We start from the raw sequence: 25,142 nt of genomic DNA, 5'->3' as shown, positions 1-25,142 counted from the left end.
CTGGCTCAGGCGGCCCTGGCCGGATTGGATGCGAGGCCGAAGTCCTCGGGGAATTCGTTCAGCGCGGACAGCACCGGGTACGGCGTCATGCCGCCCATCGCGCACAGCGAGCCGTTGAGCATGGTGTCGCACAGGTCGCGCACCAGCTGCACATGCCGCACCGGCTGCTCGCCGGCAATAATGCGGTCCATCACTTCGACGCCGCGGGTCGAGCCGATCCGGCACGGCGTGCATTTGCCGCACGATTCGATCGCGCAGAACTCCATCGCGTAGCGCGCCTGCCTGGCCATGTCGACGGTCTCGTCGAACACCACGATGCCGCCGTGGCCGACCACGCCGCCGAACGCGGCATAGGCCTCGTAGTCCAGCGGCACGTCGAAGCGCGACTCGGGCAGGTAGGCGCCCAGCGGCCCGCCCACCTGCACCGCGCGGATCGCGCGGCCGCTGCGGGTGCCGCCGCCGTAGTCGACCAGCAGCTCGCGCAGCGTGACGCCGAACGCCTTCTCCACCAGCCCGCCGTGCCGGATGTTGCCGGCCAGCTGGAACGGCAGCGTGCCGCGCGAGCGGCCCATGCCGAAGTCGCGGTAGAACTGCGCGCCGCGCGCCAGGATCACCGGCACCGTGGCCAGCGAAATCACGTTGTTGATCACCGTGGGCTGGCCGAACAGGCCCTTCAGCGCCGGCAGCGGCGGCTTGGCGCGCACCACGCCGCGGCGGCCTTCCAGGCTCTCCAGCAGCGCGGTTTCCTCGCCGCAGACATAGGCGCCGGCGCCCTTGCGCACTTCAAGGTGGAAGCGCCTGCCGCTGCCGCGGATGTCGTCGCCGAGCCAGCCCGCGGCGCTGGCGATGCCGATCGCGCTTTCCAGCACGGCGATCGCGTGCGGGTATTCGGAGCGGCAGTAGATGTAGCCCTGCTCCGCACCCACCGCCAGGCCGGCGATGGTCATGCCTTCGATCAGCATGAAGGGATCGTCTTCCATCACCATGCGGTCGGAGAAGGTGCCCGAGTCGCCCTCGTCGGCATTGCAGACGATGTACTTGATTGCGGACTGGGCGCCGAGCACCGTCTTCCACTTGATGCCGGTCGGGAACGCCGCGCCGCCGCGGCCACGCAGGCCCGAGTCGGTGACTTCCTGCACGATCTCGGCGGGCTGCATGGCCAGCGCGCGCTCCAGGCCGGCGTAGCCCTCGTGCGCGCGGTAGTCGTCCAGCGACAGCGGGTCGGTGATGCCGACGCGGGCGAAGGTCAGGCGCTCCTGCCGTTGCAGGAACGGGATCTGGTCGGTCGGGCCGTGCGCCAGCGCGTGCGCACCGCCCTGCAGCAGGCCGGCATCGAACAGGCCCGGCACGTCGGCCGCGCTGACCGGGCCGTAGGCGACGCGGCCGGCGGCGGTCTGCACCTCGACCAGCGGCTCGAGCCAGAACATGCCGCGCGAACCGTTGCGCACGATGCGCACGGTCTCGCCGCGCGCGGCGGCTTCGCTGGCGATGGCGCGCGCGACCTCGTCGGCGCCCAGCGCCAGCGCGGTGGAGTCGCGCGGCACGAACAGGGTGGTGACGGTGCTCATGCCTGGGCCTCCGCTTTTGCCGGGGTGGACGACGCGCGCAGCGCGCGCACCAGCGCGTCGAAGCGCGCGCCATCGACATAGCCGTGCAACTGCTCGCCGACCATCACCGCCGGGCCGCAGGCGCACTGGCCCAGGCAATAGACCGGCTCCAGCGTCACCTGCCCGTCCGCGCTGGTTTCATGGAAGCCGCAGCCCAGCGCGCGCTGCGCGTGCTCGGCCAACGCCTCGGCGCCGACCGCCTGGCACGCCTCGGCGCGGCACACCTGCACCACGTGGCGCCCTGCGGGCTGCTGGCGGAAGTGATGGTAGAAGGTGATCACGCCATGCACCTCGGCGCGCGACAGGTTCAGGGCGCGGGCGATCACGGGCACGGCGGTGTCGGGGATAAAGCCCTGGGTGTCCTGGATCTCGTGCAGGATCGGCAGCAAGGCGCCCGGCATGTGCTGGCGTGCCGCGACGATGGCGGCGATGTGCGCGGCATCGGCGGATGCCGTGGCACCGGGGGCACGGGGTGCGTGGGGGGCGATGTCTGGCATGGCGTCTCCTGTGAGGGCTCGCCAGGACCGGCCGAAGTGCCTGCCGGATCCCGCTTATATGCTATTTTTTTCCTATTTCCGGGCTAGCGGATCGCCGTTTCGCCCGTTAGGCGGACTATATTGGAGTGACAGCGGCCCTTCAATAAGCTATTTTCTACATATGATCCGCATCTCGATCCAACCTCACCTGCAAATCCGGGACGACGCCCGGCCCGGCACCGGGCCGCTGGACGTGTCGCGGCTGGTGGCCCTGCTCGGCCATATCGGGGAATCCGGCAGCATCAGCCAGTCGGCCCAGGCGGTGTCGCTGTCGTACCGCTATGCCTGGGGCATCCTGCGCGACGCCGAGGCGCTGTTCGGCGGTCCGCTGATCGACAAGACCCGCGGGCGCGGCAGCGCGCTGACGCCGCTGGCGCAGCAGCTGGTGTGGGCCAGCAAGCGGATCGGCGCGCGGCTGTCGCCGACGCTGGACAGCCTGGCGTCCGAACTGGAGATCGAGCTGAAGAAGCTGATGGCGCAGCCCGAGGCCACGGCGCGGCTGCATGCCAGCCACGGCTTCGCGGTGGCGGCGCTGCGCGACTTCCTCGACGAGCAGCAGGTGCGGCACGACCTGAAGTACTGCGGCAGCGTCGAGGCCGTGGCGGCGCTGGCCGAAGGCGCCTGCGACATCGCCGGCTTCCATGTGCCGGTGGGCGAGTTCGAGCATGGCATGTGGCGCCACTTCACCACCTGGCTCAAGCCCGAGACCCACTGCCTGGTGCACCTGGCGGTGCGCAGCCAGGGCCTGTTCGTGCGCCCGGGCAACCCGCTCGGCATCCATACGCTCGAGGACCTGACCCGGCGCGAAGTGCGCTTCGTCAACCGGCAGGTCGGCTCGGGCACGCGGCTGCTGCTGGACCTGATGCTGGCGGCGCGCGGCATCGACGGTGCGCGCATCGAGGGCTACAGCAATGGGGAATTCACCCACGCCGCGGTGGCGGCGTACATCGGCAGCGGCATGGCCGACGTGGGCTTTGGCGTGGAAACCGCGGCGCGGCGTTTCGGGCTGGCCTTCGTGCCGGTAATCAAGGAGCGCTACTTCTTTGCCATCGAGCGCGCCAAGCTGCGCAGCGCGGCGCTGGCCGGCGCGGTCGGGGCGCTGACCAGCGAGGCCTTCCGCCAGCGCGTCAATGCCCTGCCCGGCTATGACGGCACCCTGACCGGCACCGTGCTGACCTTGCCGGAAGCCTTCCCTGATTACCGCGACACACCGCCGCGCTAGCGTTGCAGCAACGACAGCCGGTCAGGATGGCCGGCCCACGGCTCATGGTCCGGCAGCGGTCCCTTCGCCTGCATCAGCGGCAGCCAGTCCGGCCGTCGCGACAGCTCGGCGTTGAGCGCAAGGAAATGGCGCTGGTCTTCCGGCAGGTCATGCTCGGAATAGATCGCGCCGACGGGGCACAACGGCACGCACATCGAGCAGTCGATGCATTGGTCGGGATCGATGGCAAGGAAGTTCGGCCCTTCGTGGAAGCACGACATCGGGCAGACTTCGACGCAGTCGGTATGGCGGCACTGGATGCAGGCATCCGTCACGACAAAGGTCATGGGGCAGTTACGGCACGGCGGGAAATCAGTGCGCGATGTTAACGCCCGGCCGGCGCGCGTGGGCGGCACCGGCTTTGTGCGAGTCCTTCAAATCCGCTGAAGCGGCGGGGCGCCGCGCGCGCCCCGCCCTGGCCCGCCGCGTCAGGCGGTCTCGCGCATCAGCGCTTCCTTGCGCGCCGCCATGGCCTGCGCCACGTCGCGCAGGTTGATCTTCTCCTTGATCACGTTCTTGAACAGCTCGCCTTCCTCTTCCTCGATGTGGTGGGAGACATATTCCGACAGCACTGTGTAGTTGGCCTCGAGCATGTCGCCGGCCGGGTCTTCCTCGATCGCCGCGATCAGGTCCTTGGCTACCTGGTGCTCGACCTGGGCCTCGTCCAGCATGTCGTCGATCTCGTCGCTGACGCCCCGCAACGCCGGGTAGAAGATTTCTTCCTCGATGGTGGCGTGCACCGTGAGCTGGTGGCACACGTCCAGCGCGATCGACTCCTTCTCGTCGCGGTCGTCGGTGTCCTTGAACGCCTTGAACTGCTTCTTGACCGCGCGGTGGTCGTCCATCAAGGCACCGAGCGCCTCGGCCTGGTCTGCGGGGATCTTCGACTTGTCCACGGTTTTCTCCTGGTGGGGGAGCCGGCACTGCGGCTTCGCCCCGCAACGCAGGCAGGTTCCGTGCCCGCGCAACCTCCAGCGCGGTGGCGCGCGCGCGGGCGGCCGGCCTGCGAGTCATTGCAATTCCTGCGCGAAGCCTTGTAATTGTGCCCGCGGCGGCGCGCGGGGCAACGCCCTGGGTCCCGCATCGCATGGCCGCGCCGGCAGAACGTTGCGCCGCCACGGCCACGAGGCGGAGCGCGCGGCATGAAAGTTGCGGCATGACCCGCAAGCCGGAACAGAGCCGCTGTCCGCAGCGCGCGCTGTCCGAACCGAATCACCAGCGCACGGCGTCCGCGCCGTCCGACACCATCATGCCGACCACCTTCCTCTACTCGAATTGCGCCGATGCACCGTCGGCCGTCCAGGATGAACTGCAGGCCGCCAGCGCCGCCGGCTATGGCGTCGACCCGCAACACGTATTCTGGGAAGTCGCGCCGGCTTCGGTGCCGGCGTTGCAGCGCCCGCGCCTGCGCGCGCTGCAGCACCAGGCCCAGCCCGGCGACGCGGTCGTGGCATTGCGCCTGTGCAGCCTCGGCTGGAGCGTGCCCGAAGTGCTCGCCACGGTCAGGCGCTTCCGCCTGCTGGGCGTGGCGCTGTACTGCGTGCAGCTGTCGCGCGACGACCTGGCCAGCGCCACGCCGCCCGAGGCGGTCGAGGTGTTGCGCGCGGTGGCCGCGCTGGAAGGCGCGACGCGCAGCGTGCGCGTACGCGAGAGCCTGGCCGCGGCCAAGGCCATGGGGCGCCAGGTCGGCCGGCCGCCCAAGCACACGCCCGAGCAGCGCCACGCCATCCTGAGCGCGCTGTCGGCGGGCTATTCGGTCAGCGAGACCGCGCGGCGCTTCAGCACCTCGCGCCAGACCGTGCTGCGCATCCGCGCCGCCGAGCCGATGGCGCAGCGTGCGGCCGCCGTGGCCATCGCCAACGCCGAAGAATCCGCCACCGAAGCGGCAACGGAATGAAACCCGCTGTCGCAACGTGCCGCGCGGCGGTATCGCGCGCGGCCGCATGCCTGGCACCCTTCGGCTGTCTGCCATGACCATGCGCCCACCCGACGCCACGCCCCTGCCCGCGGCGCTGGTCGATACGGCGGCGCCAGCCGTGCCGGCGTCGTCCCCTGCGGCAGCCGCGCACGAGCCCGCGCCGCCCGCGCGCTTCGCGCGGCCCACCATGCTGCTTGAAACGCTGCTGGCGACGCGACTGGAATTGCTCAGCCGCGACCACACCTGGCCCCCGCATACGCTGGCGCAGCGGCGTGCCGTGCTGATGCGGCTATGGGAGCAGCGCGCGCCCGGGCTGTTCGAGCAAGGCGGCACCGCCGACAGCATCGCGCGCTGCCTGCAGGCGGCATTTGCCGAGGCCGCCGAGGGCCGCAGGCTGGAAGCCGCGCTGCAGTTCAAGCGTGCGTACTATCTGGTGTGCTGCACGGCATCGTCAGGCAGCCGCGCGCGGCTGCACGGCGGCAACAACGGCGAGCCGGGCTAGCCGGCGCGTGTGGCGGTCACGCGCAGACCGCGCGCAGCGTCTCGTCCCACTCCGCCACGAAGCGGCCGATGCCGAAGCGCTCGCGCGCCACCCGGCAGCCGCGTTCCCCCCACACCCGCGCCAGTTCCGGATCGTCGAGCAGTTCGCGCATCACGCTGACCAGCACCTCGATGCGCGTATCGACATAGCCGTTGTTGCCGCTCTGGATCACCGTGGCCAGTTCGGTCGTGGCCAGGCCCACCACCGGCACCCCTAGCATCATCGCCTCCACCACCGCCAGCCCCAGGCTGGTGTAGCGGATCGGGTTGAAGAAGAAGCGATAGCGCGCGACGAACGCCGCCAGGTCGGGGTTGGCCACCTCGCCCAGCCCGCCCGCCTCCTGCGCCGCCATGCCGACCAGGTCCAGCGGCACCTGCTCGCGCACGCGCGCGAACAGGTCCGCGCCGAGCCGGCGGCCGCGCCGCGACAGGTGGTTGACCACGCTGATGCCGCGCGCCAGTTCGCCGCTGTAGCGCACCGCCTCGTCGACCAGCACGCCGTGCTCGATCACGCGGCAGGGCGTGACGCCGCTGTCCCACATCAGCGCGTTGAACGGGGTCACGTGCACCAGCAGCATCGACGGATCCTGGACCGGGTGGCGCGTGTTGGTCGGGTGTTCCTGCGGCGGATCGTGTTCCAGGTAGAGCGCCGGCAGCGCGCGCTGCGCGGCGCTGAGCAGGTCTACGCGGTCATGCTCGTAATGGTGGCGGTGCTGGTACAGCACGCAGTCGAAGCGGCCGGCCGGGACCGCGTCATAAGGCACCTCATGCACGTTGGCGCCCCACGGCAACGCGCCGCCGGCGCCGGCATAGCCGGGCGTGCCGTCATCGCGCGTGACCAGGTACAGCTCGTGCGGGATCTGCGACAGGTAATACAGGTAGTTCCCGTGCACGTGCCAGGTGAGAATGCGTAGTCGCCTAGCCATGGCCGCGCTCCTGAGCCGCCAGCGCCAGCGCGGCCTCCACCACGCTGGCCACGCTGATATTCGACGCGCACGGGTGCCCGGCGAGCGGGCAGCGCTGGTGCATGCACGGGCGGCATGCGGGCTGGTCGGCCAGCACGCGATGCAGCGTGGTGTCGAGCGGCGCCCAGCGCGCGCTGTCGCTGCCGCAGGACACCACCACGCTGGGCGTGCCCACCGCCGCGGCAATATGCGAGGCGCCGGTGTCATTGCACAGCAGCAGGCGCGCATCGCGGATCAGCGCAGCCAGTGTGCCCAGCGCGGTCTGCCCGCACAGGTTGACCACCGGCTTGCCCAAGCGCCGCGCCAGCTGCCCCACCAGCGCGGCCTCGTCGCGGCTGCCGGTCAGTACCACCTTCCAGTGGCGCCGCAGCGCGCGCCCGGCCTCGGCAAAGCGCTCCACCGGCCAGCGCCGCGACAGCATGCGCGCGCCGGCGTGCAGGCAGACGTATTCGCCGGCGACCAGGCCGTGCTCGGCGGCCAGCAGCCGCCAGCTGGCATGGTCGAGCGGGCGCAGCGGAAACGCCAGGCTGCGGTCCGCGCACGGATAGCCCAGCGCCTGCATCAGCGCCAGCAGCCGCTCGACCTCGTTGCCCTGCGGCCATGGCACCAGCACGCCGGCGCGGCTGCAGCGCGCCGCCGCGGGGTCCGGACAGAAGCCGGCCATGCGCCGGGCGCCCAGGCGCTGCACCACGGCGTTGGTCAGCGCGCCGCTGCCGTGCAGCTGGATCGCCAGGTCGAAGCGCGCCGCGTGCGCGGCCGCATAGAACGGTCCCGCCGCCGCTTCGGCGCAAGGTTGCTCGGGCATTCCCGGTGCGCCGGGAAACACCATCAGGTCATCCACCAGCGCACTGAAGCGCGACACGAACTCCTGTGCCCAGGGCAGGCCGATCAGCGTGATGCGAGCATCGGGCTCGCCCGCGCGCAGCGCCCGCAGCGCTGGTACCGCGCACAGCATGTCGCCCAGCTGCAGCGCGCGGAACACGGCGATGCGCCGCACCCGCGCCGGCGCCGCGCGGCGCCGCACCGCATGCTGCGGATGCCGGGCGAGGGGCAAGGCCGTGAGCGGCCCGACGCATGCGCTCACAGGAACACCACCCGGAAGGCCAGCGCGCCGCGCAGCCGCCAGTACAGCGACAACGGCGGTATCAGCATCGAGGTAAACGCCATCTCGGCCACATGCGCCGGCGTCAGCGCCGCGCCGCGCAGGCGCCGCGCGCAGAATGCCGCGGTAAATCCGAGCCACAGCAGGCCCGCCGCCGCGGCCACGGCGGGCGCGCCCGCCAGCCATGCGATCGGCACGGCCAGCAGCGCCAGCACCGTCACGTAGTAATGCCAGGGCGGCACGCGGCGGATGCGTTGCCGGTACAGGCGCGGATGCTTCTTGTACAGCAGCGCGTCGAAGTACACCTTGGCCTGCGCCGCCACGCTGCTGCCCCAGGCGGCAGGCCGCACCGGATGCGCCACCACGGCCGCGGGCGCGCGGCCCACCGGGCAGACCTGCTGCATCAGGCGGAACTGCAGGTCCGAATCCTCGCGCCATGCGCGCGTGAAGCGCTCGTCGAAGCCGCCGATGCGCAGCAGCGCGTCGCGCCGCACGAAGCAGTTGGCGGTGACGAACTCGGCGTGCGCAAGGCCGCCGGTATCGCGCTCGTGGTCAGTGGGGCGCGCCGGCAGCGGCACGTGCACGGTGCCGGCCACCGCGCAGCACTCCGGCTGGTCCGCAAGCGCGGCGCAGCCCGCTTCGAGCCAGCCCGGATCCGGCACGGTGTCGTCGTCGGTAAAGGCAATCACGGACGCGCGCGCGCGGCGCCAGCCCGCATTGCGCGCGCCCGACGGCCCCTGCGTGCCCGGCACCGGCACATAGCGCAGCGCATGCTGCGGATGCTGCGCGGCCATCAGCGCCACCAGCCGTTCGATGCGGGCCTCGCAGCCATCGTCGGCCACGATGATCTCGTACGCCTGCGCGGGCAGGCGCTGTGCGCACAGCGCCTGCAGGCAGCGCGCCAGCAGCGCCGGCCGGCGCCAGGTGGGCACGACCACCGAGACGCTTGGCTCAGGCCTGCCCATGCGCGCCTCCCGTCTGTCCATGGGCGCCTTCGGCGGAGGGCTTTTCCAGCAGGAACGGGCCGATCACCAGCGCGTCCAGCGGCGAGGTCCAGAAGCACTCGACCGCATCGCGCGGCGTGCACACGATGGGCTCGCCGCGCGTGTTGAACGAGGTGTTGACCAGGATCGGCACGCCGGTGCGTTGCTCGAACGCGGCCAGCAAGTCGTAGTAGGCCGGGTTCTGCTCGCGCCGCACGGTCTGCACGCGCGCGGTGCCGTCGACGTGGCAGACCGCGGGGATGCGCGCCGCCTGCTCGGGGCGCACGTCGTAGATAAACAGCATGAACGGCGCTTCGCCGCGGCCGGGCTTGGCCGCGCTGAACCAGTCCGGCGCGCGCTCCTGCATCACCACCGGCGCCACCGGGCGGAAGTCTTCGCGGTCCTTGATCTGGTTCAGCCGCTGCTGCATGCCGGGATCGATCGGCGAGGCCAGGATCGAGCGCGCGCCCAGCGCGCGCGGGCCGAATTCCATGCGGCCCTGGAACCAGCCGATGATCTTGTTCTGCGCCAGCAGCTCGGCGGTCTGCCCGGCCAGGTCGTCGAGCCGGCGGTAAGGCAGCTTGGCCCAGTCGAGGAAGGCCGCGATCTCGTCCTCGCCATACGCCGGCCCCAGGTAGGCATGTTCCATCGACCATTGCCGCGCCGGACGTCCGCGTTGCAGGAAGTCGATCCACAGCGCCGCGCCCAGCGCGGTGCCGGCATCGCCGGCGGCGGGCTGCACCCAGACCTCGTCGAACGGGCTCTGGTCGCGCACGCGCGCGTTCATCACGCAGTTCAGCGCCACGCCGCCGGCCATGGCCAGCTGCCGTTCGCCGCTGGCCTCGGCCAGCCAGGTGGTCATGCCGACCACGGTTTCCTCCAGCACCTCCTGCAGCGAGCGCGCGATATCGAAATGCGCCGCGCCGAAGGCCTCGCCGCGCTGGCGCGGCGGGCCCAGCAGGGCTTCCAGGTCGGGCTGCGCCACGCGGTAGCCGCCTTCGGCATCGCGCCGGACCATGTCGCGGAACACGCCGAGATGCGCGGGCTTGCCGTAGGAGGCCAGCGCCATCACCTTGTACTCGTCCGACGAATGCAGGAAGCCCAGGTGGCGCGTGACGCGTTCGTACAGCAGGCCGAGCGAGTCCGGCAGGTCGATCTGCTTGATGCGCCGGTATTCCTTGCCGTCGAACACGCCGTAGCTGGTGGTGGCACGCTCGCCGCGGCCATCCATGGTCAGCACCGCGCAGCGCGCGAACGGCGCCGCCAAGAAGGCGCTGGCTTCATGCCCCATGTGGTGCTCGACGAAATGCCAGCGGAACGGCCCGTCGTGGCGCACGCCGCGAAAGCGCGCGGCCAGGTGGTGCGGCGCGCCGCTGGCCAGTTGCCGCGGCGCGTTGACCACGTACGACAGGAACAGCGGATCCCACGGCGACTCGTGCCCGCCGGGCGCGCCTTGCGCCGATGGCTCCAGCGGCAGCGTCACGGTGGCGTCATGCCGGCGCGCACCCAGCATCAGCGCGGGGTCGAAGGCGTAGGCGACATGGTCGACTTCGCGCAGCGCGATGCCGGCTTCGCCCAGGCAATAGTCGATGGCGTGGAACGGCAGCTCCCAAGCCGTGAACGGCACCGGGCGCTTGCCGTGCTTGATATGGGTAAAGCGCTCGTCCTCCGCCGCGGCGATGACCGCGCCATCACGCACCAGGCAGGCGGCGGAGTCATGGTAGGCGGCGTTAATGCCAAGGGTGTACATGGTCTGCCTCGTCGTGGGGGATGTGGCGGATGGGATTGCCTTCAGTCATGGCCGGCCCGGCGTCGGACTGCCGGGGCGCCGCGGCGGCGAGCGCGCCCGGCCAGGGCAGCTCGACCGCGGGCATGCTGTCCGGATCGCCCAGCAGCGCCAGCGCGGCCTGCACCGCGTGCGCGGCCGGCACGTCTTCCAGGCAGCGATGGTGTCCCTGCGGGCACATGCTCTTGTAGCAATAGCGGCACGGCACATCGGCAAACAGCGTGCGGTGCGGCACCTGCCAGGGCGTGTGCTGCGGGTTGGTCAGCGCGTACAGGTCCACCACCGGCGTGCCCAGCGCGGCGGCCAGGTGGACCGGCCCGGTGTTGTTCGACACCAGCAGGTCGGCGGCTTCCAGCAATGCGCCCATTTCGCCCAGGCGCAAGGCGCCGGCGAGCGGCACCACGCGCGCATGGCCGGCGGCGGCGCAGACCGCGCGCACGATGTCTTGCTCGGCGGCATCGCCGGTCACCAGCACGTGCGCGCCGGCCTTCACCGCCAGCGCGTGCGCCACCTGGGCAAAGCGCGCCGGCGGCCAGCGCCGCGACGGCGCGCTGGCGCCGGGATGCACCACTACCACCGGCCCGCTGCGCCCGGCACGGATCGCGGCCAGGCGCCCCGCGACCGCGGTGCGGTCCGACGCCAGCACGCGAAAACGCAGGCGCGTGTCGCGCGGGATCGCTCCCACTTGCGCCACCAGGTCGAGCTGGCGCTGCGTCTCGTGGCGCGGACGCTGGCCCGGCTGCGTGCCCGGCTCGGTGTCGGGGACCCAGTCGCTCAGCAACGTGTACGGGTTCTCGCGGCAGCAGGCCAGCCGCAGCGGAATGCCCGCCAGCGCGCACAACACCGCGGCGGGCAAGGGGCTCTGGCTGTAGACGGTAAAGATCACGGCCGCGTCGAAGCGGAAGCGCGCCAGCCAGCGCGCGCACGCGGCGATCTCCGGCCCGGGCGCCGGTGCTGCCGCCTGGTCTCCGGCATGCCTGGCCCAGGGCGCGTCCCAGGCCAGCACGCGGCTGACCATCGGCAGGTGCGGCGCCAGGGCCGCCGCGCTGTGCGAAGTCAGCAGCGTCAGCCGGCGGCCCGGCGCCGCATCGGCCAGGGCCTGCATCGCCGGCGTGCTCATCAGCACGTCGCCCATGTTGTCGAGGCGCACGCACAGCACGCTGCGCGCGGATTGCCAGTTCATGGCGCCTCCGCACGGCATGGTGACGCGCCCGTCGAGGCTGCCGCGCCGGCATGGTCCGCGCTGCGGGCGCGCGCAACCACCAGGCGCGCGGCGGCGTCAAGCGTGGGCACTACGTAATCGGCCTGGCGCGCGGGCGACAGCTGCCACTCGGTCTCGTTGCCGCAGTCGACCAGCACGGTGGTGCAGCCGGCGCGGTTGCCGGCCTCGACGTCGTTGAGGATGTCGCCGATCATCCAGGACCGCGCCAGGTCGAGCCGCCATGCCGCGGCCGCCTGCAGCAGCAGCCCGGGCATGGGCTTGCGGCACGGGCACGCGCGCGCGTAGGGCGCCACCTGCCCTTCCGGATGATGCGGGCAATACAGGAAGCCGCTCAGCGCCGCGCCATGCTCGGCAAACATGGCCGCCAGCCGTTCGCGCACCGGCACCAGTTCGGCCTCGGTATGCAGTCCATGGGCCACCCCGGGCTGGTTCGTCACCACCAGCAGCGGCAGGCCCAGGCCGCCCAGCAGCCGCAGCGCGGCGGCCGCGCCTGGCGCAAGCCGCATGCGCGCCGGATCGACGTTGTAGGGGACGTCGTGCAGCACCGTGCCGTCCTTGTCCAGCAGCACGGCCGCCCGGAGCGCGGGGGCGAGGCTCATGGCCACGAGGTCTCCTTCATGGGCAGCACCATCACCTCCGGGATCACGGTTTCTTCCGGCTGCGTCAGCACGAAGCGCACCGCGTTGGCGACATTGGCCGGATCCTGCAGGTTGCCCTGGTCGATGTCGGGAAAGCGGTCGAGCAGGAACGGCGTGCGCATGCCGCCCGCGACGATCGCCGACACCTTGATCCCGTGCGGCCGCAGTTCCGCATGCAGCGCGTGCGAGAAGCCGAGCAGGCCCCACTTGGTGGCGTGGTAGGCGGAGGCATTGGGCCACGCGCGCTTCGACGCGGTCGAGGCGATGTTGACGATATGCCCCCCACCCTGCGCCTTCAGCACCGGCACGGCGGCATGCGCCATCAGGTAGGGGCCGTACAGGTTGACCATCAGCACCTTGCGCCAGGTCTCGGCATCGACCTCGTCCACCGGCAGCGTGATGTCGATGGCGGCGTTGTTGACGATGCCGTCGAGGCGCCCGCCGCGCGCGCGCAGCGACTCGAAGGCGGCGCGCACGGAAGCGGGGTCGGAGACATCCAGGTGCAGCGGCCACGCCTGCGCGCCGGCCTCGGCCAGCTCGCCGGCGCTGTCGTGGGCGAGCTTGTCGTCGATATCGGCCACGATCACGGCCGCGCCGGCCGCGCTCAGCGTGCGGCAAATCGCGGCGCCCAGTCCCCTGCCCGCGCCACTGACGAGATAGGTGCGGTCGAGCAGCGGATCGGTGGTGTCGGAGTGCGCGGCAGGGCGCGGGGGCTGCGAAGTCTGCATGATTGGCTTCCTTGGCGATCGGGTGGTGTGTGGTCGATGGTGATTCGGACAACGCATCGGACATCGGCACTGGTGCCTTGGCGGCATGGGCACGCTGCGTCCCGGACAGGCACCCCTGGTACGCAGGCTTGCTGCCGGTGCGAAATGTGTGCCAACCGTCAGGCGAACGCGCGGGCGCCGCCATCAGCCAGCCGGCTGTGCCTGCACGCACGCGCCTTGCGCCACGGCCCGCAGCAGCATCGCCACGCAACCGGCAAAGGCCTCGTCGTACCAGGCATTGGCCCCGCTGACGGCGACCACGATGCCATCGACCACGGCGGCGCCGCCGAGCAGCGTGTCATCGCTGCGCAGCCGGTGCGGGCTGCAGTGGACCACCTGCGCACTGGCCATGCCGGTGCGCCAGCTCAGGCTGGCCTTGGCGCGCGCATAGCGGCTGTAGTCCGCATCCCAGGCCTCGCGCGACGGCAGCGAATGCTCATAGAGGATCGCTTCCTCGAAGGCGCAATCGCCGGGCTGCAGCGTCGGATCCATCACGACCACATGCATGCAGCCGCTTTCGCCGACGGCCTTGTCGCGCAGCGAGGCCTGCAGCATCGGCAACGCCAGCTCGACCGCGCGCCGTGCCGCGGCGGGATCGCTGAAGCGGCTGGCGCCGGCGTGGGAGGCGCGGGACGGCTGGCCCGCATCGGGGGTCATTGGCATGGGCAACTCCAATCGATGGTTGAACGGCAGGCCACTGCGGCAGCGCGTGCAGCAAGGCCTGCATGAGCGCCATCGACGCAGCAAACATTGGGCCGGTTGCAACGCTGCGCGACGCGGGTCCACATATGAAAGATCCGTAAGCGCAAATTACAAAGGGGCGGCGTAAGAATGACCAAAGCGCGAGCGCCGCCGCTGGTGCGTCCTCGGCGCTATGCGGTCCCGCATGGCGGGCGAGAACCGCTATATCGCTTCTCCATCGGTTCCCTGTGCGAAGGCGCGGAGGGCATGGCAGCCGGCGTCGCACTGGCACACTAGCTGCAGGGGCCACCACCTCCCCGACCCCTGTCCGCGTGGCAGGCACGAGCGCAAAACACCGGAGGCCCACCATGCGCAAGATCGCGCTGATCAGCGAACATGCCTCGCCACTCGCCAGTGTCGGCAGCACCGACTGCGGCGGGCAGAACATCTATGTGGCGCATCTTGCAAGGCAGCTTGGCAGTCGCGGCTACCAGGTCGATATCTTTACGCGGCGCGACAAGGCGCTGCTGCCCGAGGTGGTGGCCTTCGCACCCAACGTGCGCGTGATCCACGTCACCGCCGGGCCGCCGGTGCAGATCCCCAAGGAACAGCTGCTGCCCTATATGGAGGACTTCGGCGCGTTCCTGGCCGACTTCGTGCGCGGCGATGCCACCGGCTACGACGTGCTTCATGCCAACTTCTTCATGTCCGGGCTGGCAGCGCTGCGCGCGCGCCACACGCTCGGCATCCCGCTGGTGATGACCTTCCATGCGCTGGGCAAGGTGCGCAGGTTGCACCAGGGCAGCACCGACGGCTTCCCGGACGACCGCTTCGGCATCGAGGACACGCTGGTGCGCGAGGCCGACTGCGTGGTGGCGGAATGTCCGCAGGACCTGGACGACCTCGTCAACCTCTACGGCGCCGATCCCGCGCGCGTGCAGACCGTGCCGTGCGGCTTCGACGCGGCCGAGTTCGCGCCGGTGCCGCGCGACGCGGCGCGGCGCGCACTGGGCTGGCCGCAGCATGGCTTCCGCGTGCTGCAGCTGGGCCGGCTGGTGCCGCGCAAGGGCATCGACAACGTGATCCGTGCGCTGGGCTGCCTGCGCCGCGACACCGGCCTCGACGCCACCCTGTACGTGGTCGGCGGCAACGCCGAGCAGCCGAGCGTGCAGGCCACGCCTGAAATCGGCCGGCTGCAGGACGTGGCCAGCGCCGAGGGCGTGGCCGAACGCGTGGTGTTTACCGGCCGGCGCGGGCGCGACACCCTGCGCCTGTTCTACAGCGCCGCCGATGTCTTCGTGACCACGCCGTGGTACGAGCCGTTCGGCATCACGCCGGTGGAGGCGATGGCGTGCGGCGCGCCGGTGATCGGCGCCGACGTCGGCGGCATTCGCTCCACCGTGGTGGACGGACACACCGGCTTCCTGGTGCCGCCCAAGGCGCCGGCGGCGCTGGCGGCGCGGCTGGCACAGCTGGCCGCCAACCCCGCGCTGGCGCGCAGGCTGGGCGAAGCCGGCCGGCGCCGCGCGCAGGCGCATTTCACCTGGGCCGGCGTGGCCCGGCAGATGGAGGCGGTCTATGCGCGCGTGTGCGCCGGCGCGCCGGCGCTGCAGGCCGGGGCCCGCCGTGTCGCGGCCTGATGCGGGCGCAGCGGCCAGCCCGCACGAGCAAGCAATCCAAGGAGAGCGGAAATGAAGGAAAGCGATCGCAAGCGCATCCTGGTCACCGGCGGCGCGGGATTCCTCGGCTCGCACCTGTGCGAGCGGCTGGTGCGCGCCGGGCAGGACGTGCTGTGCGTGGACAACTTCTACACGGGCACCAAGGAGAACATCGCGCACCTGCTGGGCCGGACCAATTTCGAGCTGCTGCGGCACGATGTCACCTTCCCGCTGTATGTGGAAGTCGACGAAATCTACAACCTCGCGTGCCCGGCATCGCCGGTGCACTACCAGCACGACCCGGTGCAGACCACCAAGACCAGCGTCAACGGCGCCATCAACATGCTGGGACTGGCCAAGCGGCTCAGGGCGCGCATCCTGCAGGCCTCCACCAGCGAAGTCTATGGCGACCCCGAGCATCATCCGCAGCAGGAAGCGTACTGGGGCCACGTCAATCCGGTGGGCATCCGCTCCTGCTACGACGAAGGCAAGCGCTGCGCCGAGACCCTGTTCATGGACTACCACCGCCAGCATGGGCTGGACGTGCGCATCGCGCGCATCTTCAACACCTACGGTCCGCGCATGCACCCGGCCGACGGCCGCGTGGTCTCGAACTTCATCACCCAGGCACTGGCCGGGCAGCCGCTGACGGTTTACGGGGACGGCTCACAGACGCGTGCCTTCTGCTATGTCGACGACATGGTCGACGCGCTGATCCGGCTGATGGAAGCCCCCGCCAGCGGCACGCCGGTCAACCTGGGCAACCCGCGCGAGACCACCATGCTCGAGATCGCGCAGGCGGTGCTGCGCGCCACCGGCTCGCAGTCGCGCATCGAGATGCGCCCGCTGCCGGCCGACGACCCGCACCAGCGCTGCCCCGACATCTCGCTGGCGCGCCAGCTGCTGGGCTGGGAGCCCCACACCGCGCTGGAAGACGGCCTGCGCCGCACCGTCGACTACTTTGCCGCGCGGCGCGCCGCGCAGGCGCATGCCGAAGGGGCGCCGGGCAACGTGGTGCCGGTGTCGGCCACCGCGCGCGAAGCGCGTGCCGCGCTCAGTTGACGGCGTGCCGTAGCGCGAGGGGGCGGCATGGGCACGGCGATGGTGGTCGATCTCGCCGCCGCGGTGACCGTGATCTCGCCGCACCTGGACGATGCCGTGTTCAGCTGCGGCGGGCTGATCGCGGCCGCGCGCGCGGCGCGCGTGGTGACCGTGTTCGCGGGCGTGCCGCCGGCGGACATGCCAGCACCGGACTGGGACCAGGCCGCCGGCTTCGCCAGCGCCGAGCAGGCGGTGCTGTCGCGCCGGCGCGAGGACAACCACGCGCTGACCATGCTAGGCGCGCACGCGGTGTGGCTGGATTTCTGGGACAGCCAGTATGGGCGCCGCTACACCGCCCGACAGCTTGCCGACGCCCTGCGCACCGTGCTGCTGACGCAGACCGAGGGCGTGGTGGTGGCACCGCTGGGACTGTTCCATTCCGACCATGCGCTGGTGCATGACGCCTGCCGGCTGCTGATGCTGGCCGCGCACGCGCATGGCCCGGCCTGGAGCGCGCCGCTTGCCGCCGCACCGACCGCCGCACCGACCGTCGCACCAACAGCCGCACCGCCGCCCGTGCAGTGGCTCTTTTACGAGGACGCGATCTACCGCCGCATGCCCGGCCTGCTGCAGCAGCGGCTGGTGCAATGCCGGGACAGCGGTCTGCTCGCCACGCCCGTGAATTTGCCGGTGGCGCAGTACCTGACGCAGAAGAGCTACGCGCTCAACGCCTACCAGAGCCAGCTGCAGCTGTTCAGCGAAGACCGGCTGTGCGACCTGTGCGCGCCCGAGCGCTACTGGATGCTGCAGCCGGCCGGCGCCGGCCCTGCCTGAGCCATGCCAATCCCCATGCCGATACCAGCCACCGCTTCCCCTGCCCGCCTGTCCCCGCGCGCCCGTCCTTGCGACATCAGCGTGGTGGTGCTGACGCACAACCGGCGCGATTCGGTGCGCACCGCGCTGGCGCGCCTGAGCGCGCTGCCGGAGCGCCCGCCCATCGCCGTGGTCGACAACGCCTCGGACGACGGCACCGACGCCATGGTGCGCAGCGAATTCCCGCACGCCGCGCTGCTGCGCAGCGCGCGCAACCTCGGTGCCGCCGGCCGCAACCTGGGCGCGGACTGGGCCCGCACCCGCTACGTCGCCTTCTGCGACGACGACTGCTGGTGGGCCCCCGGATCGCTGTCGGCGGCCTGCGCCATGTTCGAGCGCCATCCGCGCGTCGCCGCGCTGACGGCGCGCATCCTGGTGGGCGAGCACCGCGGCGAAGACCCCACCTGCACGCGCATGGCCGCCAGCCCGCTGCCCTCGGCAATGCTGCCGGGCCGCGCTATCCTGGGCCTGATGGCGGGCGCCACCGCGTTCCGCACCGATGCCTTCCGCCAGGCCGGCGGCTACCATCCGCGCTTCTTCCTCGGCGGCGAGGAAACGCTGCTGGCGCTGGACCTGGCCGCGCATGGCTGGCAGCTGGTGTACGCGCCGCAGCTTGTGGTGCACCACCATCCCAGCCCGCTGCGCAATCCCGCGCAGCGCCGCTCGCTGCTGGCGCGCAATGCGATCTGGTCCGCATGGCTGCGGCTGCCCTGGCATGTGGCGCTGGGCGAGACCGCGGCGGCATTGCCGCAGCTGTGGCGCTGCCAGGGATGGCGCGGCCTGGCCGAGGTGCTCGGCGGCATGCCATGGATATGGCAGGAGCGGCGCGTGATCCCCGCGGAAGTGCTGAAGCTGCGCCGCCGGCTGCGCGAGCCGCGCGCCTGAGGCGCGGCCGCTGCGGTCAAGGTGGCCGCGCTACGCTTCCTGCTCGTCCTGCGTCGAGCGCACCGCCAGCGAACGGATCGCCGCCACCAGCTCGCCCACCCGCACCGGCTTGGACAGGTGCAGCTGGAACCCCGCCATCAGCGCGCGCATGCGGTCCTGCGGCTCGGCGTGCCCGGACAGCGCGATCGCGGTCATGCGCTTGCCCAGCGGCACCTGCATCTGCGCCTCGAGCCGCCGCACCCGGCGCAGCACGGTGTAGCCGTCTTCCTCGTCGAGTGCGAGGTCGCACAGCAGCACCTGCGGCCATTGCCCCGGATGCGTGCCGGCCAGCAGCGCGATCACGTCGTCGCCGCGCTGCTGCGCGATGGCGTGGGCGCCGTAGTCTTCCAGCGAGGCGCTCAGCACCTCGCGCGTGGGCTCGTCGTCGTCCAGCAGCAGCACGCGCAGGCCCTTGAGCGCCTGCGCATCCGGGGCCTCGGGCGCGGGCACGGGTCCGGCGCCTGGCGCGGCGGCGGGCGCGCGGCGCGGCTCAGGCTCCTGCACGGCGCGCATCGGCATCAGCAGCTGGTAAGCGTGCGCGGGTCCGTCGGCGCTCAGCGTGACGCCGTGCTCGGCCAGCCATTCGTGCAGGCCCTGCGCATCCGGCAACGGCAGTTCGCCCGGCGTGGCGGACAGCCGCAGGCCGGCCTGGCCGTCCAGCCGCTCGAGCCGCAGTTCCAGCCGCCCGCCCGGCTCGATGGTGGCGATCATGTGCTGGCACAGCTCCCAGATCGCCTTCTGCAGCACGCCCGGATCGCCGGTGACGCGCAGCTCCGACTCGCTCTGCACCGTGAACAGGTTGATATGGCGCTCGGCGATCAGCTCGCGCAGCCCGTCGACCACGCTGGCCAGCAGGATCTCCAGGCGCACCGGCTGCAGCGCCAGGCGCCGTTCGGCGCGCTCCAGCTCCCGCTGCTGCTGCTGCAACTGCCACATCTGGGTGTAGATGCCGCCGCGCTCCAGCAGCGTGGCGTGGTTGCCGTCTTCGACGATGCGGCCATGCTCCATCACCAGGATGCGGTCGGCATCGACGATGGTCGAGAGCCGGTGCGCGATGATCAGCGCGGTGCGCCCGCGCGCGACCTCGGACAGCTCGTGCTGGATCGCGCGCTCCGAGCGCGTGTCCAGCGCCGAGGTGGCCTCGTCGAAGACCACGATGGGCGGGCGCTTCAGCATCGCGCGCGCAATCGCCACGCGCTGGCGCTCGCCGCCCGACAGGCGCACGCCGCGCTCGCCCACCTGGGTTTCGTAGCCGTCGGGCAGGCGGTCGATGAAGGCGTCGAGCTGAGCCGCGCGCGCCGCGGCGACGATGTCGGCGCGGGTGGCGCCTTCGCGCCCGTAGCCGATGTTGTAGGCAATGGTGTCGTTGAACAGGATGGTGTCCTGCGGCACGATGCCGATCAGTTCGCGCAGGCTGCGCTGGGTCACCAGGCGCAGGTCCTGGCCGTCGATGCTGATGCTGCCGCTGTCGGGCTGGTACAGCCGGAACAGCAGGCGCGCCAGCGTCGACTTGCCCGAGCCGCTGCCGCCCACCACCGCCACGGTCTGGCCGGCGCCGGCGCGGAAGCTGACGTCCCACAGGGTCTGGTGGCTGGGGTCATAGCTGAAGTTGACGCGGTCGAACACGATCTCGCCGCGGCTCACGCGCAGCGGGCGCGCGGCCGGCGCGTCACTGTCCTCGCCGGGCTTGCCATGCGCGTCGAGCAGTGCGAACAACCGCTCGACGTTGGTCATGGCATCGTTCGACTCGCGGAAGATAAAGCCGAGCGTATTGAGCGGCAGCACCACCTGGATGATGTAGGCATTGATCAGCACCAGGTCGCCCACCGACAGCGAGCCCTGGATCACCCGCTGCGTGGCCAGCAGCATCACCGCGCCGACCCCCACCGCGATGCACAGGCTCTGCCCGATATGCAGGGCCGACAGCGCATACTGGTTTTCCACGCTGATGCCGATCCAGCGCTGCAGCATCTCGGACAGCCGCCGGGTCTCGAACGACTCGCGCGCGAAGAACTTGACGGTGTCGTAGTTGAGCAGGCTGTCCACCACCTTGCTGTTGGTGGTGGCCTCGACCGCATTGACCTGGCGCTGCACGCGCATGCGCCGCTGCGTGAAGACATAGGTAAAGCCGGCGTACAGCACGAACACGCCCAGGATGATGGCGGCGAACGCCGCGCCATAGGCGCCGATCATGATCGCCAGCACCGACACGATCTCCATCAGCGTGGGCACGATGGTGAAGACCGCCACGCCCAGCAGGAAGCCGATCGCCGCGGTGCCCTTCTCCAGGTCGCGGATCACGCTGCCGGTGGCGCGCTGCGCGTGGAAGCGCGCGCCCAGCGCATGCAGGTGCGCGAAGGCGCGTTCCATGAAGCCCGCCACCGTGCTCTGCGTCACGTAGGCAAAGACCACGTCGCGCAGCTCGCTGAAGGCGTTGCCGAGCAGCCGCAGGATGGCATAGGCCAGCACCAGGAACACCGGCATCGCCACCAGCCCCAGGCGCGCGGCATCGGTGCCGGCCGCGGCCGGCGTGACTTCATCGACCACCAGCTTGAGCAGCAGCGGCACCGCCACCGCGCACGCCTTGGCCAGCAGCAGCAGCGACACCGCGATCAGCACGCGGGCGCGGAAGCGCCAGATCGCGCGGAACAGTTCGGCGGCGATGCGGCGGCGCGAGGCGGGACGGATGGTCTGGGGCATGCGCGCGGTTCAGGCGTCAGTCGTTCGGTGCGGCACGGCAAGGCGCGCGGTGGCGTGGCCGGCGCGCGGAGTTGGGAGGAGCAAATTCGGGAGGAGGCAAATTCCATACCGATCGCAACGCCGCGCCATGGCGCGAAACCTGCAGCGGATCGGCTGCAGCGCCGGTGCGCGCTGCACCACCGTCATCCGCCATGCCCGAGCGCAACAAGCCGCCTGTCAGCCGCGGCGAACTGAACGAATGCCGGCGCTGCCCGTTGTGGCGCAACGCCACCCAGGGCGTGCCCGGCGCCGGCGCGGCCCACGCGCGCATCATGCTGGTGGGCGAGCAGCCCGGTTCGCAGGAAGACCTGCAAGGCTCGCCCTTTGTCGGGCCGGCCGGGCACTTGCTGGATGAAGCGCTGCAGGCCGCGGGCCTGGACCGCGACAAGCTCTTCATGACCAACGCGGTCAAGCATTTCAAGTTCGAGTGGCGCGGCAAGCGCCGGCTGCACAAATCGCCGGCGCAGCAGGAGATCGAGGCCTGCAACCTGTGGCTGGAGCGGGAGCTGGAGAAAGTGCACCCGACGGTGGTGGTAGCGCTCGGCGCCACCGCGGCGCGCGCGGTGCTGGGCCGCAAGAGCGTGACGCTCGCGGGCATGATGGAGACACCGGTGGAGCATGAGGGGCGGCTGGTCATCGCCACCTACCACCCCTCCTTTGCCCTGCGCCAGCGCAGCGACGAAGCGCGTACCGCGGCCTTCGACCGCATCGTGCGCAGCCTGCGCGCCGCCGCGCGGCTGGCGCGCGGCGCGCATGCCTGACCGGTCAGGACCGGTTCACGGTCGGCGGTGCGTCGGGATCGCGGCTGCCGGGATCGTGCAGGTCACGCGAACCGACGCCGGGCGGGATTTCGCCCTTGCCGGACTGCCCGCTCCCGGGACGTTTCGGCTCCTGCTTGCGGTGTGACGCGGCATTCTCCCAGTCCGCGCGGGCGCGTTCGCGGGCGCGCTGGTTTTCCGCAGCGTTTTCCTTCAGCTCACGGTCATCCAGCCCCTGGCGCTTGTCGAGCGAAGGGTTGTTCGAGGTGTCGTGCTTGCTGTGCTTCATAACGCCTCCGGTAATGCCGGCGACAAGTGCCGGCCAACACCGCAAGCGCGCAACTTCCGTTCCCACCCCTTCCCGCACGCTACGCCGGCATCCGGCTGCCCCGCGGCCACGCATGCTTGTAACAACCGCCGGCGCTTGTAGAAAGTGCTTTGCGCCGGTCAGCCGCCGCGCCGTGCGCGGCAGCGCGCAGGTTGGCCCGGCAAATGCTTTTCCCGTACCACCAGTCTGCGCTTGTTTACCTTTACCAGGAGAATCCCGATGCGATCCACCATCCCCCATGCCGCAGCGCTCGTGCTGCTATCCGCGTTTGCAGGCGCGGCGCTCGCGCAGCCGGCCGATACCGGCGTGCGCACCGACAAAGGCCCCAAGGGCAGCCAGACGATTCCGCCCCCCGGTGCCAGCACCACGCCGGGCAGTACGCCGGGCGCCACCCCGACCAATCCCGGCGGCCTCGCCAAGGATCTCGGCGACGTCCCGAAGGAGCCGCACACCGCGGGCGGCCTGCCCGGGCGCGACAAGCCCAAGCCGGCCTCGGAAAGCGCCGGCAAGGCCGACCGCGACGGCCTGCACGGCAAGCCGCGCACGGGCAGCGGCGGCGCCTCGATCGACCAGACCCGCGTGCCGGACGCCAAGGGGCGTTGATCCCGACGCGCCTTCAGGGCACGAGCACGAAGCGCTGGCGCGCGCCCCTGGCCTGCGCCGCCCACACGCGCCCGACCGCTTCCAGCGGCTCGGCGACGATATCGATCTCCATGCGCCCGGCGGCGGTATGCCGGCACAGTTCGGCGTAGGCCTGTGCCTGCGCCGCGATGGGCGCGTGGTAGTAGGCGAAGCCCATGATGTCGAAGCACGCCTGGCGCGCGGCGGCGCCGGCAAAGGTGATGGTCGGCGCGACCGTGGTGCCGATATGGACCAGCCGGCCGCCGTGGCGGAGCGCCAGCAGCGCGGCCTCGGCGGGCGCGCCGCACAGGTAGTCCAGCACGATATCGACGCTGCCGTCGGCCGCATTGCGATAGGCGTCGAGCAGGTCGCCGGGCTGGTCGAGCGGGACCACCGCGTCGGCGCCCAGCCGGCGCGCACGCTGCAGCGCGTGCACGTCGCGGCCGGCGGCGATGACGCGGCCGGCGCCCAGCAGCTTTGCCGCGGCCACGGCCAGCAGCCCTGAAACGCCGGTCGCCCCCAGCACCAGCACGGTCTCTCCCGGCTGCATGCGTGCGCGCCACGACAGTGGCAGCCATGCCGCCAGGCCGGCGTTGCCCAGCGCGGCCGCGCGCGCGTCGTCGATGCCGTCAGGCACCGCGAAGGTGAGTGCCGGGTCCACCAGCGCGCGCTGCGCCATCGAACCGTACGGTGCGTGCGGCGCATTGACGTTGAAGTAGACGCGCCGGCCATCGGCGAGGCGCCCCACGCCCTCGCGCCCCACCACGAAGCGGCCCGCGCCCGGCTTGAGGTAGTGGCGTCCTTCGGCAATCGCCATGTCCAGCCGCGTCAGCGCCGCCGCCGCGACCTCGACCACCATCTTGCCCGGCCCTGCGGCCGGCTCGTCGAATTCCTGGTACACCGGCGCCTGGCCGGCCAGCGAAACCGCTGCTTTCATCTCCGTCTCCTTCTGCTGGGGCCCGGCCGGCCACGGCTTGGCATGACCGCGTCGGGCAGATTACAATGCAATCGATTGCACGACAAGGGCAAGGCGGCGCGCATCGGGGCCGATTCTAGGAAGCGCCCATGGCCAGCGTCCAATCCACTTTTTGTCGGTATCTCCATAACCAGGCGGTATGGCGCGGCGCCTGCCGCACGTAGCACATAGCGATGAGCAAGCCCACCATCAAGCAGATTGCCGAAGCGCTCGACGTGCATCCGTCAACCGTGTCGCGCGTGCTCAACCCGCAGACCCGCCACCGCATCGGCGACGAACTGGTCGCGCGCGTGCTGAAGGCGGCGCAGGACCTGCACTACTCGCCCAACCGCATTGCCGCGGCGCTGCGCACGCGGCGCTCCGGCACCATCGGCGTGGTGGTGCCGGACATCGGCAGCCCGGTGTTTCCGCCGATCGTGCTCGGCATTGAAAACGCCTTGTCCCGGCACCGCTATATCCCGATCGTTGCCAATGCCGGCGGTGACAAGGCGCGCCAGACCTTTATCGTCGACCAGCTGCTGGCGCGGCAGGTCGACGGCCTGATCCTGGCCACCGCCGAGCGCAACGACCCGGTGGTGGACCATTGCCTGGCGCAGGGCGTGCCGCTGGTGATGGTGAACCGCAGCGACGATGCCGGGCGTGTATCCAGCATCGTCGGCGACCACCGCCAGGCGATGGCGCTTGCCGTCGGCCACCTGCACGCGCTGGGCCACCGGCGCATCGGGCATATCGCCGGCCCGTCCAGCCTGTCGACCGGCCATGAACGCGAAGCGGGCTTCCTGCAGGCGGTGGCCGACCTGGGCCTGTCCGTGTCGCATTGCCCGGTGGTGCGGGCGCCCGCCTACACGGAAGCCGCGGGCCAGGCCGCGTGCGCGCAACTGCTGGCGCAGCGCCGGCGCGTCACCGCGGTGGTGGCAGCCAATGATTTCCTGGCGCTGGGCTGCTATGCGGCCGTGCGCGCCGCCGGCGGCAGCTGCCCGTCCGACCTGTCGGTGGTGGGGCACAACGACATGCTGCTGATGCATGCGGTGGCCCCGGCGCTGACCACCATCCGTGTGCCGTTCTACGAGATGGGCACGCGTGCCGCCGCGTTGATGCTGGGCGCGCTGGACGGCAGCATCGCCACCACGGCGCGGACCCTGCTGGCGCCAGAGCTGGTAGTGCGGGCCTCGACACAACCTGTGTAAAGCGGGCGGCTGAAAGCGCCCGCTTTTTTTT

General features: G+C 71.2%; 25 protein-coding genes. 10 read left to right on the top strand and 15 right to left on the bottom strand.

All coding sequences use genetic code 11. The features are described from left to right. Positions 1-5: 5 nt before the first annotated feature. Both FHX60_RS16400 and FHX60_RS16395 read right to left on the bottom strand, forming a co-directional pair. Entirely contained in the window at positions 6-1,568 is a 1,563-nt protein-coding gene (locus FHX60_RS16400) for a formate dehydrogenase beta subunit (protein WP_183283928.1), read from the bottom strand. Next, on the bottom strand, positions 1,565-2,104 hold the full coding sequence (locus FHX60_RS16395; RefSeq protein WP_112773641.1) for a formate dehydrogenase subunit gamma: 540 nt from the start codon (positions 2,102-2,104) through the stop codon (positions 1,565-1,567). The genes FHX60_RS16400 and FHX60_RS16395 overlap by 4 nt, the downstream gene beginning before the upstream one ends. Positions 2,105-2,264: 160 nt before the next feature. On the opposite strand from FHX60_RS16395, the gene FHX60_RS16390 reads away from it, so the two are divergent. Next, positions 2,265-3,365, top strand: coding sequence for a substrate-binding domain-containing protein (locus FHX60_RS16390; protein ID WP_112773642.1), 1,101 nt, complete (start codon positions 2,265-2,267; stop codon positions 3,363-3,365). Here the strand turns inward: FHX60_RS16390 and fdxA are convergent. Together fdxA and FHX60_RS16380 are read right to left on the bottom strand one after the other, a co-directional pair. Further along, positions 3,362-3,691 carry a ferredoxin FdxA gene (gene fdxA, locus FHX60_RS16385; RefSeq protein WP_183283927.1) on the bottom strand — a complete coding sequence of 110 codons (330 nt, stop codon included), beginning with the start codon at positions 3,689-3,691 and terminating at the stop codon, positions 3,362-3,364. The two genes, FHX60_RS16390 and fdxA, sit on opposite strands and share 4 nt — an antisense overlap. Before the next feature lie 141 nt (positions 3,692-3,832). Then, positions 3,833-4,300, bottom strand: a complete 468-nt coding sequence (locus FHX60_RS16380; RefSeq protein ID WP_092307953.1) for a hemerythrin domain-containing protein — start codon at positions 4,298-4,300, stop codon at positions 3,833-3,835. A 260-nt stretch (positions 4,301-4,560) separates the two neighbouring features. Between FHX60_RS16380 and FHX60_RS16375 the strand changes: the two genes are divergently transcribed. Both FHX60_RS16375 and FHX60_RS16370 read left to right on the top strand, forming a co-directional pair. Beyond that, positions 4,561-5,301 carry a recombinase family protein gene (locus FHX60_RS16375; RefSeq protein ID WP_243419793.1) on the top strand — a complete coding sequence of 247 codons (741 nt, stop codon included), beginning with the start codon at positions 4,561-4,563 and terminating at the stop codon, positions 5,299-5,301. A gap of 73 nt (positions 5,302-5,374) precedes the next feature. Continuing rightward, positions 5,375-5,824: a hypothetical protein gene (locus tag FHX60_RS16370; protein WP_112773908.1), complete on the top strand. Its 450-nt coding sequence runs from the start codon at positions 5,375-5,377 to the stop codon at positions 5,822-5,824. 16 nt (positions 5,825-5,840) lie between these two features. Here FHX60_RS16370 and FHX60_RS16365 read toward each other — a convergent pair whose 3' ends face one another. From FHX60_RS16365 to FHX60_RS16330, 8 genes are all read right to left on the bottom strand, one after another. Beyond that, the gene (locus tag FHX60_RS16365) at positions 5,841-6,788 is read right to left on the bottom strand and encodes a glycosyltransferase (RefSeq protein ID WP_092307949.1); all 948 of its coding nucleotides are present in this window, start codon (positions 6,786-6,788) and stop codon (positions 5,841-5,843) included. Next, the gene (locus tag FHX60_RS16360) at positions 6,781-7,782 is read right to left on the bottom strand and encodes a glycosyltransferase family 9 protein (RefSeq protein WP_243419794.1); all 1,002 of its coding nucleotides are present in this window, start codon (positions 7,780-7,782) and stop codon (positions 6,781-6,783) included. The genes FHX60_RS16365 and FHX60_RS16360 overlap by 8 nt, the downstream gene beginning before the upstream one ends. Before the next feature lie 125 nt (positions 7,783-7,907). Beyond that, positions 7,908-8,915 (bottom strand): glycosyltransferase family 2 protein, encoded by a 1,008-nt coding sequence (locus FHX60_RS16355; protein WP_183283926.1) that lies wholly within the window; start codon positions 8,913-8,915, stop codon positions 7,908-7,910. After that, positions 8,881-10,662, bottom strand: a complete 1,782-nt coding sequence (locus FHX60_RS16350; RefSeq protein WP_183283925.1) for a carbamoyltransferase family protein — start codon at positions 10,660-10,662, stop codon at positions 8,881-8,883. The genes FHX60_RS16355 and FHX60_RS16350 overlap by 35 nt, the downstream gene beginning before the upstream one ends. After that, positions 10,643-11,881, bottom strand: a complete 1,239-nt coding sequence (locus tag FHX60_RS16345; RefSeq protein WP_183283924.1) for a glycosyltransferase family 9 protein — start codon at positions 11,879-11,881, stop codon at positions 10,643-10,645. Before FHX60_RS16345 ends, FHX60_RS16350 begins: the two co-directional genes overlap by 20 nt. After that, positions 11,878-12,519 (bottom strand): D-glycero-alpha-D-manno-heptose-1,7-bisphosphate 7-phosphatase, encoded by a 642-nt coding sequence (locus FHX60_RS16340; protein ID WP_183283923.1) that lies wholly within the window; start codon positions 12,517-12,519, stop codon positions 11,878-11,880. The genes FHX60_RS16345 and FHX60_RS16340 overlap by 4 nt, the downstream gene beginning before the upstream one ends. Beyond that, positions 12,516-13,286, bottom strand: coding sequence for an SDR family oxidoreductase (locus FHX60_RS16335; RefSeq protein WP_112773649.1), 771 nt, complete (start codon positions 13,284-13,286; stop codon positions 12,516-12,518). The genes FHX60_RS16340 and FHX60_RS16335 overlap by 4 nt, the downstream gene beginning before the upstream one ends. Before the next feature lie 183 nt (positions 13,287-13,469). Beyond that, entirely contained in the window at positions 13,470-13,982 is a 513-nt protein-coding gene (locus FHX60_RS16330) for a hypothetical protein (protein WP_112773650.1), read from the bottom strand. A gap of 392 nt (positions 13,983-14,374) precedes the next feature. Here FHX60_RS16330 and FHX60_RS16325 point away from each other — a divergent pair, with 392 nt between their 5' ends. The 4 genes from FHX60_RS16325 to FHX60_RS16310 are packed head-to-tail and all read left to right on the top strand — an operon-like array spanning position 14,375 to position 18,463. Beyond that, entirely contained in the window at positions 14,375-15,646 is a 1,272-nt protein-coding gene (locus FHX60_RS16325) for a glycosyltransferase family 4 protein (RefSeq protein WP_183283922.1), read from the top strand. 51 nt (positions 15,647-15,697) lie between these two features. Beyond that, complete coding sequence (locus FHX60_RS16320; protein ID WP_183283921.1) at positions 15,698-16,726, top strand: UDP-glucuronic acid decarboxylase family protein; 1,029 nt, start codon at positions 15,698-15,700, stop codon at positions 16,724-16,726. A 27-nt stretch (positions 16,727-16,753) separates the two neighbouring features. Next, positions 16,754-17,539 (top strand): PIG-L family deacetylase, encoded by a 786-nt coding sequence (locus FHX60_RS16315; RefSeq protein ID WP_183283920.1) that lies wholly within the window; start codon positions 16,754-16,756, stop codon positions 17,537-17,539. Positions 17,540-17,554: 15 nt separating this feature from the next. After that, a complete protein-coding gene (locus tag FHX60_RS16310; RefSeq protein ID WP_183283919.1) occupies positions 17,555-18,463 on the top strand; it encodes a glycosyltransferase family 2 protein in 909 nt (302 codons plus the stop codon). A 30-nt stretch (positions 18,464-18,493) separates the two neighbouring features. Here the strand turns inward: FHX60_RS16310 and FHX60_RS16305 are convergent, their stop codons facing one another. Then, entirely contained in the window at positions 18,494-21,202 is a 2,709-nt protein-coding gene (locus tag FHX60_RS16305) for an ABC transporter transmembrane domain-containing protein (protein ID WP_112773655.1), read from the bottom strand. A 191-nt stretch (positions 21,203-21,393) separates the two neighbouring features. Here FHX60_RS16305 and FHX60_RS16300 point away from each other — a divergent pair, with 191 nt between their 5' ends. Beyond that, entirely contained in the window at positions 21,394-22,002 is a 609-nt protein-coding gene (locus tag FHX60_RS16300) for a UdgX family uracil-DNA binding protein (protein WP_183283918.1), read from the top strand. Between the two features lie 4 nt (positions 22,003-22,006). On the opposite strand, the gene FHX60_RS16295 is transcribed toward FHX60_RS16300, so the two are convergent. Next, positions 22,007-22,288, bottom strand: coding sequence for a hypothetical protein (locus FHX60_RS16295; RefSeq protein WP_183283917.1), 282 nt, complete (start codon positions 22,286-22,288; stop codon positions 22,007-22,009). Between the two features lie 258 nt (positions 22,289-22,546). On the opposite strand from FHX60_RS16295, the gene FHX60_RS16290 reads away from it, so the two are divergent. Continuing rightward, a complete protein-coding gene (locus tag FHX60_RS16290) occupies positions 22,547-22,930 on the top strand; it encodes a hypothetical protein (RefSeq protein ID WP_092307923.1) in 384 nt (127 codons plus the stop codon). A 13-nt stretch (positions 22,931-22,943) separates the two neighbouring features. Here the strand turns inward: FHX60_RS16290 and FHX60_RS16285 are convergent, their stop codons facing one another. Then, a complete protein-coding gene (locus tag FHX60_RS16285; RefSeq protein WP_183283916.1) occupies positions 22,944-23,885 on the bottom strand; it encodes a zinc-binding dehydrogenase in 942 nt (313 codons plus the stop codon). Positions 23,886-24,097: 212 nt separating this feature from the next. Between FHX60_RS16285 and FHX60_RS16280 the strand changes: the two genes are divergently transcribed. Then, entirely contained in the window at positions 24,098-25,111 is a 1,014-nt protein-coding gene (locus FHX60_RS16280) for a LacI family DNA-binding transcriptional regulator (RefSeq protein ID WP_112773659.1), read from the top strand. The last annotated feature ends 31 nt before the right edge of the window (positions 25,112-25,142 follow it).

The organism is Cupriavidus alkaliphilus, assembly GCF_014191175.1.
GTDB lineage: Bacteria > Pseudomonadota > Gammaproteobacteria > Burkholderiales > Burkholderiaceae > Cupriavidus > Cupriavidus alkaliphilus.
The sequence above is the reverse complement of the archived record's forward strand: the minus strand, read 5'-3'. Positions and strand labels throughout refer to the sequence as shown.

Bases quoted from the DNA above. Each gene is read 5' to 3' on its own strand.
- FHX60_RS16400 (WP_183283928.1), bottom strand. From the start codon at position 1,568: ATGAGCACCGTCACCACCCTGTTCGTGCCGCGCGACTCCACCGCGCTG.
- FHX60_RS16395 (WP_112773641.1), bottom strand. From the start codon at position 2,104: ATGCCAGACATCGCCCCCCACGCACCCCGTGCCCCCGGTGCCACGGCA.
- FHX60_RS16390 (WP_112773642.1), top strand. From the start codon at position 2,265: ATGATCCGCATCTCGATCCAACCTCACCTGCAAATCCGGGACGACGCC.
- fdxA (WP_183283927.1), bottom strand. From the start codon at position 3,691: ATGACCTTTGTCGTGACGGATGCCTGCATCCAGTGCCGCCATACCGAC.
- FHX60_RS16375 (WP_243419793.1), top strand. From the start codon at position 4,561: ATGACCCGCAAGCCGGAACAGAGCCGCTGTCCGCAGCGCGCGCTGTCC.
- FHX60_RS16370 (WP_112773908.1), top strand. From the start codon at position 5,375: ATGACCATGCGCCCACCCGACGCCACGCCCCTGCCCGCGGCGCTGGTC.
- FHX60_RS16365 (WP_092307949.1), bottom strand. From the start codon at position 6,788: ATGGCTAGGCGACTACGCATTCTCACCTGGCACGTGCACGGGAACTAC.
- FHX60_RS16360 (WP_243419794.1), bottom strand. From the start codon at position 7,782: ATGCTGTGCGCGGTACCAGCGCTGCGGGCGCTGCGCGCGGGCGAGCCC.
- FHX60_RS16355 (WP_183283926.1), bottom strand. From the start codon at position 8,915: ATGGACAGACGGGAGGCGCGCATGGGCAGGCCTGAGCCAAGCGTCTCG.
- FHX60_RS16350 (WP_183283925.1), bottom strand. From the start codon at position 10,662: ATGTACACCCTTGGCATTAACGCCGCCTACCATGACTCCGCCGCCTGC.
- FHX60_RS16345 (WP_183283924.1), bottom strand. From the start codon at position 11,881: ATGAACTGGCAATCCGCGCGCAGCGTGCTGTGCGTGCGCCTCGACAAC.
- FHX60_RS16340 (WP_183283923.1), bottom strand. From the start codon at position 12,519: ATGAGCCTCGCCCCCGCGCTCCGGGCGGCCGTGCTGCTGGACAAGGAC.
- FHX60_RS16335 (WP_112773649.1), bottom strand. From the start codon at position 13,286: ATGCAGACTTCGCAGCCCCCGCGCCCTGCCGCGCACTCCGACACCACC.
- FHX60_RS16330 (WP_112773650.1), bottom strand. From the start codon at position 13,982: ATGACCCCCGATGCGGGCCAGCCGTCCCGCGCCTCCCACGCCGGCGCC.
- FHX60_RS16325 (WP_183283922.1), top strand. From the start codon at position 14,375: ATGCGCAAGATCGCGCTGATCAGCGAACATGCCTCGCCACTCGCCAGT.
- FHX60_RS16320 (WP_183283921.1), top strand. From the start codon at position 15,698: ATGAAGGAAAGCGATCGCAAGCGCATCCTGGTCACCGGCGGCGCGGGA.
- FHX60_RS16315 (WP_183283920.1), top strand. From the start codon at position 16,754: ATGGGCACGGCGATGGTGGTCGATCTCGCCGCCGCGGTGACCGTGATC.
- FHX60_RS16310 (WP_183283919.1), top strand. From the start codon at position 17,555: ATGCCGATACCAGCCACCGCTTCCCCTGCCCGCCTGTCCCCGCGCGCC.
- FHX60_RS16305 (WP_112773655.1), bottom strand. From the start codon at position 21,202: ATGCCCCAGACCATCCGTCCCGCCTCGCGCCGCCGCATCGCCGCCGAA.
- FHX60_RS16300 (WP_183283918.1), top strand. From the start codon at position 21,394: ATGCCCGAGCGCAACAAGCCGCCTGTCAGCCGCGGCGAACTGAACGAA.
- FHX60_RS16295 (WP_183283917.1), bottom strand. From the start codon at position 22,288: ATGAAGCACAGCAAGCACGACACCTCGAACAACCCTTCGCTCGACAAG.
- FHX60_RS16290 (WP_092307923.1), top strand. From the start codon at position 22,547: ATGCGATCCACCATCCCCCATGCCGCAGCGCTCGTGCTGCTATCCGCG.
- FHX60_RS16285 (WP_183283916.1), bottom strand. From the start codon at position 23,885: ATGAAAGCAGCGGTTTCGCTGGCCGGCCAGGCGCCGGTGTACCAGGAA.
- FHX60_RS16280 (WP_112773659.1), top strand. From the start codon at position 24,098: ATGAGCAAGCCCACCATCAAGCAGATTGCCGAAGCGCTCGACGTGCAT.